At 72.1% G+C, this 4,973-nt stretch carries 3 protein-coding genes; all 3 read left to right on the top strand.

Going from position 1 to position 4,973, the window contains the following annotated elements:
- Positions 1 to 234: 234 nt before the first annotated feature.
- From mtrA to AC069R_RS33870, 3 genes are read left to right on the top strand one after another with little or no spacing between them, the layout of a single operon-like run.
- Entirely contained in the window at positions 235 to 924 is a 690-nt protein-coding gene (gene mtrA, locus AC069R_RS33880; RefSeq protein ID WP_478770532.1) for a two-component system response regulator MtrA, read from the top strand.
- Position 925: 1 nt separating this feature from the next.
- The gene (gene mtrB, locus AC069R_RS33875; protein WP_478770531.1) at positions 926 to 3,028 is read left to right on the top strand and encodes an MtrAB system histidine kinase MtrB; all 2,103 of its coding nucleotides are present in this window, start codon (positions 926 to 928) and stop codon (positions 3,026 to 3,028) included.
- The gene (locus tag AC069R_RS33870; RefSeq protein WP_478770530.1) at positions 3,018 to 4,850 is read left to right on the top strand and encodes an LpqB family beta-propeller domain-containing protein; all 1,833 of its coding nucleotides are present in this window, start codon (positions 3,018 to 3,020) and stop codon (positions 4,848 to 4,850) included. The genes mtrB and AC069R_RS33870 overlap by 11 nt, the downstream gene beginning before the upstream one ends.
- Positions 4,851 to 4,973: the final 123 nt, after the last annotated feature.

The following is a 4,973-nucleotide window of genomic DNA, read 5'->3' as shown; positions in this document are numbered from 1 at the left end:
GGGGGTTCGCCACACTTGTGGGGGGAGAAGTGCTAGGGGGGGTGGAAGAGGGGCCGAGAGGGTCGGCGACTGTCTGACCGGAGCGCGCCCCCCCCCCGCCCCCCCCCCCCCGCCCCCCCCCCCCCGGTGCGCCCCCTGAGACGGCCGGGGGCAGACAGTGACGGCTCCGTACGACTATCGTCACAGGCCAGTGAGCTGCCTCACCTGCACCTCTGCCGTCGTTACGAGAATGGGATGATGTCGTTTATGAAGGGACGAGTCCTTGTCGTCGACGACGACACCGCACTGGCCGAGATGCTCGGCATCGTGCTGCGTGGTGAAGGTTTTGAGCCGTCTTTCGTAGCCGACGGCGACAAGGCGCTGGCGGCGTTCCGTGAGAGCAAGCCCGATCTGGTGCTGCTCGACCTGATGCTGCCCGGACGGGACGGCATCGAGGTGTGCCGGCTGATCCGGGCCGAGTCGGGTGTGCCGATCGTGATGCTCACGGCCAAGAGCGACACCGTGGACGTCGTGGTGGGCCTGGAATCGGGCGCGGACGACTACATCGTCAAGCCGTTCAAGCCGAAGGAACTGGTGGCGCGGATCCGGGCGCGGTTGCGGCGCTCCGAGGAGCCGGCGCCCGAGCAGCTGACCATCGGTGACCTGGTCATCGATGTGGCCGGGCACTCGGTGAAGCGGGACGGGCAGGCGATCGCGCTGACCCCGCTGGAGTTCGACCTGCTGGTCGCGCTCGCCCGCAAGCCCTGGCAGGTCTTCACCCGCGAGGTGCTGCTGGAGCAGGTGTGGGGTTACCGCCACGCCGCCGACACCCGCCTGGTCAATGTGCATGTCCAGCGGCTGCGCTCCAAGGTCGAGAAGGACCCGGAGCGGCCGGAGATCGTGGTGACCGTCCGTGGTGTCGGTTACAAGGCCGGACCGAGCTGACATGTCCGGGGACAGTGTCGTTTCGGGGTCCGGCATGCCCGGGGACCGTCCGAAGCGGCCTGTCGGCCGGGCGGCGGCGGGTACCCGCTGGAGGCGCCTCTTCGAGGGCGGACTGCTCCAGGGCGGGGCGCAGGGCAGCCCGGTCCTGCGGTTGTTCCTGCGCTGGGTGCGCCGGCCGCTGCTGCCGGTGATGCGGCTGTGGCGGCGCAACATCCAGCTCAGGGTCGTCGCGACCACCTTGCTGATGTCGCTGGGCGTCGTCCTGCTGCTCGGCTTCGTCGTGATCGGGCAGGTGCGCAACGGCCTGCTGGACGCGAAGGTGCGCGCCTCGCAGAGCCAGGCCACGGGCGGCTTCGCGGTGGCCAAGCAGCGCGCCGACGAGGCGGCGGGCACCAACGGCACGGGCACCGGCAGCACGGACGGCACCGCCGACGGCAGCACGGACGGCACCGACGGCGCGGACGGCCGGCCCACGCAGAACGTCATCCAGTGGATGAGCGACCTCGTCGAATCGCTGTCCAGCGGCGGCGCGGGCGCCTTTGACGTGGTGACGCTGCCCGTCGACGACGACAGCGGCGGCGGCCGCAGCCCGCGCGGCTCCGGCAACGTCAACCCGACCTCCAGTGTCCCCGCCGACCTGCGCCATCGGGTCAACAGCGGCACCACGGCCGTCCAGAGCTACACCCGGATCGTCTACTCCAACGGCAAGGACCCGCAGCCCGCGCTGGTCATCGGCAAGCAGGTGAACGACCCGAACGGGCGACCGTACGAGCTGTACTACCTCTTCCCGCTCACCCAGGAGGAGAAGTCCCTCAGCCTGGTCAAGGGCACCCTGGCGACCGCCGGGCTGTTCGTCGTCGTCCTGCTCGGCGCCATCGCCTGGCTGGTGGTGCGGCAGGTCGTCACGCCGGTGCGGATGGCCGCCGGGATCGCCGAGCGGCTGTCCGCCGGCCGGCTCCAGGAGCGGATGAAGGTCACCGGTGAGGACGACATCGCCCGGCTGGGCGAGGCGTTCAACAAGATGGCGCAGAACCTCCAGGGCAAGATCCAGCAGCTGGAGGACCTGTCGCGGATGCAGCGCCGGTTCGTCTCGGACGTCTCGCACGAACTGCGCACACCGCTGACGACTGTCCGGATGGCCGCCGACGTCATCCATGAGGCGCGCGAGGACTTCGACCCGGTGACCGCGCGCTCCGCCGAGCTGCTCACCGACCAGCTGGACCGGTTCGAGTCGCTGCTCGCCGACCTCCTGGAGATCAGCCGCTTCGACGCGGGCGCCGCGGCCCTGGAGGCCGAGCCGATCGACCTCAGGGAGGTCGTGCGGCGCGTCGTCGGCGGCGCCGAGCCGCTCGCCGAGCGCAAGGGCACCCGTATACGGGTGGTCGGCGACCAACAGCCCGTGGTCGCCGAGGCCGACGCCCGGCGGGTGGAGCGGGTGCTGCGCAATCTCGTCGTCAATGCCGTCGAGCACGGTGAGGGCAAGGACGTCATCGTCAAGCTGGCCGCCGCGGGCGGCGCGGTCGCCGTCGCGGTGCGCGACTACGGCGTCGGGCTCAAGCCGGGCGAGGCGACCCGCGTGTTCAGCCGCTTCTGGCGGGCCGACCCGGCCCGTGCCCGCACCACCGGGGGCACCGGTCTCGGGCTGTCGATCGCCCTGGAGGACGCGCGGCTGCACGGCGGCTGGCTCCAGGCCTGGGGCGAGCCGGGCGGCGGTTCGCAGTTCCGGCTGACGCTGCCCAGGACCGCGGACGAGCCGCTGCGGGGCTCGCCGATACCGCTGGAGCCCAAGGACTCGCGCCGTAAGCGGCGCCCCGACGACTCGGGGACGCCCCGCGCGGAGAAGCGGGCGACCGTTCCGGCGCAGCAGGGCGGCGGTCACGCGTCCGCGCTGCCCCCACGTGCGCCCGCGCCCACCGCCGACCCGACCGCCCTGCCCGGCAACGGCAACGGCGCGCGGGTCGTGCCCCGGCCCATGGGGTCCGTGCGGCGGCCGGCCGCGGATCCGGGACGGGACGCCGGAGCCGTACGACCGGAATCCGACCGGCGGGAGACGGCGCGGCCGGAGGATTCGACCGATGCAGGGGAGGCATTTCGTGGGCGCTGACCGCGAGGGGGGCGCCCGGCGCAAGCCGTGGCGCGCGGCGGCGTACACCGCCTTGGGGGCCGTTCTGCTCGCCGGGTGTGCCTCGATGCCGGACAGCGGTGATCTGCGGGACGTGGAGTCCACGCCCCGGCAGGACACCGGGGTACGGGTGTTCGCCATGCCGCCCGCCGAGGACGCCCAGCCGGGTGAGATCATGCAGGGCTTCCTGGAGGCGCTGACCAGCGACGACCCGGCGTACGACACGGCCCGCAAGTACCTGTCGAACGACGCGGCGCGCACCTGGCGGCCGGAGAGCTCGACCACGGTCCTCGCGAACGGGCCGAGCATCGAGCCCGGCTGCCATCTGGGCAGCCGGGAGGTGCCCGACAGCATCACCTGTGTGCTGACCGGTACCCGCGTCGCCACGGTCGACGACGAGCAGGCGTACCAGCCCGCGGCCGGCACCTACCGCAAGAAGGTGCATCTGTCCCGTGACGGTAAGTCCGGGCAGTGGCGCATCGACGAGCTGCCCGACGGTGTGGTCATGGGCAAGTCGGATTTCCAGCGCAACTACACATCCGTCGACAAGTACTACTTCGCCTCGGGTACGTCGGCCGGGCCGGCCGGGGAGCCGGTGGCGGTCGCCGATCCGGTGTTCGTGCGCAGCAAGGTCGACGCGATGACGCAGATGGTCCGCTCGGTGCTGGGTAAGCCGTCCACATGGCTCCGCCCGGTGGTGCGTTCCAGCTTCCCGACCGGTACGACCCTCCAGAAGGGCGTGTCCGGGCTGGCGCCGGACGACCAGAACCGGCTGACGGTGCCCCTGAATCTCAAGGAGTCGCGCGTCTCGGCGTCCAAGTGCACCGAGATGGCCACCCAGTTGCTGTTCACGCTGCGGAACCTGGCGCCGACCCTGGAGTCCGTCGAGTTGCAGGGCACCGGCGGCCACCGGCTGTGCGATCTGACCGAGGCGCGCGCCGAGTCCGCCGCCTGGCACGGCTCCTCCAAGCGGCCCGAATACCTGTACTACGTCGACGGCAGGCACCGGCTGGTGCGGATGCCGACCGGGAGCACCGGCACCAGGTCCGTGCAGGTGCCGGGCGCGCTCGGCGAGGGCGACAAGACGCTCCAGTCGGTGGCGGTGTCGCGGGACGAGCGCAGCGTGGCCGCGGTCGACGACTACGGCGCGTCGCTGCGCATGACCTCGCTGGCCCTGGACAGTTCACTCGGCGACGCGCTGGTCACCAGCAAGGGCCCGACCCCCGCCGACCGGCTGACCACGCCGAGTTGGGACGCCCGCGGCGACCTGTGGGTGGCCGACCGTGACCCGCAGGCCACGGCTCTGTACGTGGTGGAGCACGGCACTGCCAGGGCGCGGAAGGTCACCGTCCCGGACCTGCCCGGCCGGATCAAGGACGCCCGCGTGGCCGCCGACGGCGTGCGGATAGCGCTGGTCGTGGAGAAGGCCGGCAAGCAGTCCCTGATGATCGGCCGGATCGAGCGCGAGGAGGGGACCGGTGAGGCGCCCTCGGTGGTCGGACTCCGTTCCGCCGCGCCCGACTTGGAGCAGGTCAGCGCCATGACGTGGGCCGGGGACAGCAGGCTGCTGGTGGTCGGCCAGGAGCAGGGCGGCGTGCAGCAGATGCGCTACGTCCAGGTCGACGGCGCCACCCTCGACGGTCCGGCGCCCGGCGCGCTGCCCGGAGTGAAGGCGATCGCCGCGTCCGAGGACGACCGGGTGCCGCTGGTGGCCTACTCGGACGACGGGATCGTCCGGCTGCCGACCGGGGCGCAGTGGCAGAAGGTGGACAAGGACGGGACGGCGCCGGTCTATCCGGGCTGACGGCCGGCCCGGGCGGGGCGCCCGGCCCCGACGACGGGAAACGGGCGAAGGAGGGGGAGCACTATAGAAGAGGGGAAAGGAAGGCCGGTGGGGGGGGGAGCCTACTCGAGCCGAAAAGATCTC

This window comes from Streptomyces sp. NPDC043952 (genome assembly GCF_056435325.1).
The sequence above is the reverse complement of the archived record's forward strand: the minus strand, read 5'-3'. Positions and strand labels throughout refer to the sequence as shown.

What these genes read in the sequence shown, in the direction of transcription:
- mtrA (WP_478770532.1), top strand. Translation starts at nt 235, where the DNA reads ATGATGTCGTTTATGAAGGGACGAGTCCTTGTCGTCGACGACGACACC.
- mtrB (WP_478770531.1), top strand. Translation starts at nt 926, where the DNA reads ATGTCCGGGGACAGTGTCGTTTCGGGGTCCGGCATGCCCGGGGACCGT.